Genomic DNA, 4773 nt, shown 5'->3' with positions numbered 1-4773 from the left:
GACCTCCTGCCGCACGGCGTTCGCCAGGTCGGGCTCGGGCAGCGGATTCCGCGGCAGGGCCAGTGGCGTGTCGAGCGGATGCGCCCTGAGCGGAGGCGCCTTGTCGTAGGCGAGCGTGGTCAGCCGATAGGCGAGGCCGTCGTAAAAATCGTCGATCACGTCATGCCGGCTGCCGGGATCGCCCTGCATGTCGAGCGCGATGTCGATGCGCATGGCGGGCGCCAGCACCAGACGGCCATCTTCAGGCTCGTGCGGGTCGCAAGGCTGGCCGTCGATCGCCAGGACGACCGGCCGGTGGCCTTCGAAGCGAAGCGCCATCATGCGGGCAAGCGAGGCATTGGCGAGTCGCAGCCTGAGGCGCTCGCCGGCCCGCACGCCTTGACCGCCCTGCGCCTGCCCGTTGACGGTCACGAGATTGCCGACGCGTCCGGACATCGAGGCATCCATCATGCTGCCGAAGCCGCCGGCGATCCGGCCGTCTTTGGTGAGCCGCCAGTCCTGCAGCAGCCACAGGACATCGCGGTCGACTGCGACCGGCTCGGCCTCCTCGACGATCAGCGGGCCGGCCAAGCCGCGGCCGATCTGCACCAGGCTGTCGGCATGCGGATGGTACCAGAAGGTACCTGCATCCGGCGGCGTGAATTCGTAGACGAAGCTTCCGCCCGGCTTGATGGGCGACTGCGTAAGCCCCGGCACCCCGTCCATGGCGTTCGGCAGGCGGATTCCATGCCAGTGGACAGTCGTGTCCTCGTCCAACCCGTTTTCGACGGTGATGCGGACCGGCTGGCCTTGCCTGAGCCGCAACGCCGGACCGGGGACGGTGCCATTATACGCCCAGACAGCGGTTGCAGGGCCGTCCTGCCCGGTGAGCCGCGCCTGGCTGGGCGCGACCTTGATGCTGCGCTCGTCGACGCCGGAGGCCACGGCGGGACGTAACGAAGCGGACACTGCAAGCCCCGCCGCCGCGCCGAGAAAGCCTCGGCGCGATAAGTGGCATTTGAAATCGTAATTCACCCTTCTGACCCTTTGCGATCGCTATCGATGGCGAATGGTTCGGCATCGACCTGGATTGCCATGCGCGCCCACGGCGCAACCATGCGCGCAGGCGATCAGGCGCCGGGGATCAGCCGTGTTGCGGCTGAAACGGCGTCAGGCGCTGGGTCTTGGAGGGTATGGGTCGGGCAGGGAACTTCGCCCGTGCAGGAGCGGAGCTGGCAAGGCCGATGGCTGCTGCCCCAGGGGGGCCGGCGTTACCCCGAAATCTTGCGGCAGCACGGCGAGCGCCGGGGCGATGCAGGCCGGCGGGCACTGCATCGGGCTGCCTTTGTCGCCCGTGTCCTTGAGACAGGCGTTGCAATCGCCCTTCATGTCTGAGCCGGCCATTTTGCCCATGCCCGTATCGGCAGGCATGGCCATGGCGCCCGTCATTCGGACCGACATGGTGCTGGCCTGTACGGCGGACAGACTGAACCCCGCGGTCAGGAAGACCGCGAGCAGCATGACGAGGAGGTGTTTTGGCGATAGCCGAGCCATTGCCCGCTTAGGCTGACGGCAAAATCCGGCTTTTGCAAGATGCAGGCCCGTGATCTCTCCCTGGGCGCGGCATCGAGTCTCATCCTGGCCAAGCCATACTTTAGCCCGATCCTGGCGCGCCTGTCATTTCCTCGGACGAAATCGGCCCTGAGAACGTTATCGAACACGCAACGCTCAATGCCCGCGTCCGCGCTGCGCGCCCGAAGGCGCAGTGTGGGGCCGGAAAAGAGCGGCGGGCTGATGGTGGTCATCGATGTCACGTGATCGCGGCAGGGCGCTCGGCATTCCCCCAATCCGACGAACGCCCTGGATCTCGGAACCCTTGCCGGTCTCGCAGGGTTTATTATGCGAGGCGAACTGCCATGGAAGACAAACCGCCTGCCGATAACCCGGGAAGGATCCTCGCCACCGTGTTGGCGGTCTGCCTCATCATCATCGCCTTGTTCTTTATCGGCTTCAGATATTCGGAGCGCGACCAGGGCGTCTTGATCGTGCCCGGAGTGGTGCAAGGCAGCAAGTGATCGGCCCGAAGTCCTTGCCTGCTGCTAACGGGGCGGAAAAGGCTGTAACACTTTGATTTTGCCTATCATCCCCTCCAAGCCTTTTAGGTTCGGGATCACGCGACGGGGAAGAAACAGGTTTTCCGAAACGTTTATCGAACAGGCAACGCTCAGAGCCTGGCGCCTGACAGGGGCGCTCATGAGCAAGAAACCCCTCCGGCAACAGCGCGCACCGCGCCCGACGCCCAGGGAGACCGTGCATGCCCGTGAACGCCTATATCAACCGGATCGCGACAGCGGTTCCGGAGCATGAGGTCCACCAGTTCTACCTGCGCTACGCCGCCTCCATGCTCGCGGCCGATCGCAGGAGGATATTCGAACGCATGGCCGGCCTTGCCGGCATCGAGCATCGCTTCTCATGCTTTGCGCCCGCTCTCGACCCCGAGGGGCCATCGGCCGATCTTGGCGGAACCTTCAGGCGCGGCGCGTTTCCCGGAACGGCGGCCAGAATGGCGATGTTCAGCCAAGCCGCACCCGTCCTGGCGCAAAAGGCCGTCGACGGGCTGCGCCTTGGCGAAGAGGCATCGCGCGTCACCCACCTCATCGTCACCTCCTGCACCGGTTTCTCGGCGCCCGGCATCGACCTCGACCTGGTTCAGCGCTGCGGCCTGCCGGACGGTGTCGAACGCACGATGATCGGGTTCATGGGCTGCTATGCGGCGATCAACGGCCTCAAGCTTGCCCGCCATATCGTCCGCTCCGACCCGCAGGCCAGGGTCCTCCTGGTCAACATCGAGGTCTGCACGCTGCATCTGAGGGAAACTGCCGAGCTGGAAAAGCTTTTGTCCTTCTGCCTTTGGGGCGACGGCTGCGCGGCGAGCCTCGTCACCGCCGAGCCGACCGGCATCGAGCTCGACAGTTTCCGTTGCACCGTCGCGGACGAGCGGCGGGAGCTGATGACCTGGGATATCCGCGACCATGGCTTCGACATGTTTCTCTCCGGCCAGGTGCCGGCGGCGATCCAGGAAGCGCTGCGTGGCAACCAGGACGCCATCCTCGGCGGCCGGCCGCCGGACGCGATCGACCTCTGGGCCGTGCATCCCGGCGGACGCACCATTCTCGACGCCGTCGAGAGGGCGCTGAACCTCGCGCCGGCCGCGCTCGCGCCGTCGCGCGAGGTGCTGCGCCGATACGGCAACATGTCGTCGGCGACAGTCATGTTCGTGATGGAAGAGATGCTGAAGGCGCCAGGCGGATTGCTCGGCTGCGCCATGTCGTTCGGACCCGGCCTGACGGCCGAGACCATGCTGTTCCGGACCGTCTCATGAGCCCGCTCGCTCAACGCAGCCTCGTTCCGGAAATCCTCGACCGCCTCGCGGCCGACGATGCGCGGGCGCTACGCTCGCGCCGCGATCTGGCCCGCATCAACGCGCTGATGTTCCAGGCGCCGATCATGGCCTCGCTGCTGCGGAAATTCATGGCCAGGCCGCCCGGCCGCATCCTGGAGATCGGCGCCGGCGACGGCACCTTTATGCTCAAGGTGGCGCGGCGCATGGCAAGGGACTGGCATGGGGTGGAACTGACGATGCTCGACCGCGTCGGCCTCGTCACGCCACGGCTCACGGCGGATTTCGCCGGGCTGGGCTGGACGCTCGAAACCATCACCGCCGATGTCTTCGACTGGGCGCAGACGGCGGATGGCAGGGCCTTCGACGCGATCACCGTCAACCTGTTCCTGCATCATTTCGGTGACGACGGACTGCTGCGCCTGTTTTCGCTTTTGCAGCGCAGGGCTCCGCTCATCCTGGCGACGGAGCCGCTGCGGGCAGGCTTCGCGCTGGCCGCGACCCGTCTTCTGCCGGCGATCGGCGCCAATGACGTCACCAGGCATGACGCCGCTCAGAGCGTGCGCGCCGGCTTCCGCGGCACGGAGCTTTCCGACATCTGGAGCGCCGTCGGCGGCAGGCCGCTGGAAGAGCGGCGAGCCGGGCCTTTCTCCCACGTCTTTGTTGGGGCGTGCGGGGATGATGCGAGGGCCTACAAGACAATGGCACATGGAATTATGGCCACGTCCGCCCCTCACAAGTGGGAGTAGGGAGATTGCGGCGCGACCCTACAAAACTTGGGTTCCTCGCCCCGGCGGAGCGGAGGAGAGGTGGCCGCCAAGCGGCCGGAGAGGGGGCCTTCGTAGGGCGCTCCCCCTCTCCGTCTCGGCTTCGCCGAGCCACCTCTCCCCCACCTTCGTGGGGGCGAGGAACCCAAGCTGGAACAACGCCATGAGGCGCACCCACGATGCGGTCGTCATCGGCGCCGGTCCGGCGGGCACGTCGGCGGCGTTGGCGCTCGCCCGGCGCGGATGGGCCGTGGCGATCGTGGAGAAGAGCGTGTTTCCGCGCCGCAAGGTGTGCGGCGAATACATCTCGGCAAGCAATCTCACGCTGCTCGACCGGCTCGGGATCGGCGATGCCTGGCGCGCCGAGGCCGGCCCCGAAATCCGCCGCGTCGGCCTTTTTTCCGGCGACGCCTGTATCGAGGCGCCGATGCCGGGCGCGAAGGCCGCGCTCGCGGCAAGGGGCGGCTTCGGCCGAGCGTTGGGCCGCGACATACTGGATACGCTGCTGCTCGGTGCGGCCCGGTCCGCCGGCGCGCAAGTCTTCCAGCCCTGCCGCGCCGTCGCCATCGAACGCGATGGCGACTGCCAAGCAGTGCGGATCCGGCCAACCGGCGGCAATTCCCGCGA

Annotated in this window: 6 protein-coding genes; 4 read left to right on the top strand and 2 right to left on the bottom strand. The window is 66.9% G+C overall.

From position 1 onward, the window contains the following. Together EOA38_RS28340 and EOA38_RS28335 are read right to left on the bottom strand one after the other, a co-directional pair. Positions 1-1014: multicopper oxidase domain-containing protein (locus EOA38_RS28340; RefSeq protein ID WP_127300783.1), on the bottom strand; the 1014-nt coding region annotated here is incomplete at its 3' end. 135 nt (positions 1015-1149) lie between these two features. Continuing rightward, positions 1150-1500 (bottom strand): hypothetical protein, encoded by a 351-nt coding sequence (locus tag EOA38_RS28335; RefSeq protein WP_245464730.1) that lies wholly within the window; start codon positions 1498-1500, stop codon positions 1150-1152. A gap of 395 nt (positions 1501-1895) precedes the next feature. On the opposite strand from EOA38_RS28335, the gene EOA38_RS39390 reads away from it, so the two are divergent. From EOA38_RS39390 to EOA38_RS28320, 4 genes are all read left to right on the top strand, one after another. Continuing rightward, positions 1896-2054: a hypothetical protein gene (locus EOA38_RS39390; protein ID WP_189350167.1), complete on the top strand. Its 159-nt coding sequence runs from the start codon at positions 1896-1898 to the stop codon at positions 2052-2054. 239 nt (positions 2055-2293) lie between these two features. Continuing rightward, a complete protein-coding gene (locus tag EOA38_RS28330) occupies positions 2294-3361 on the top strand; it encodes a type III polyketide synthase (RefSeq protein ID WP_126094757.1) in 1068 nt (355 codons plus the stop codon). Then, positions 3358-4128, top strand: coding sequence for a methyltransferase domain-containing protein (locus EOA38_RS28325; RefSeq protein WP_189350165.1), 771 nt, complete (start codon positions 3358-3360; stop codon positions 4126-4128). Before EOA38_RS28330 ends, EOA38_RS28325 begins: the two co-directional genes overlap by 4 nt. 181 nt (positions 4129-4309) lie before the next feature. Beyond that, positions 4310-4773 (top strand): FAD-dependent oxidoreductase (locus tag EOA38_RS28320; RefSeq protein ID WP_127300782.1); only part of this gene is annotated, 464 nt, incomplete at its 3' end.

Origin of the sequence: Mesorhizobium sp. M1E.F.Ca.ET.041.01.1.1 (genome assembly GCF_003997355.1) — a bacterium.
GTDB lineage: Bacteria > Pseudomonadota > Alphaproteobacteria > Rhizobiales > Rhizobiaceae > Mesorhizobium.
The sequence above is the reverse complement of the archived record's forward strand: the minus strand, read 5'-3'. Positions and strand labels throughout refer to the sequence as shown.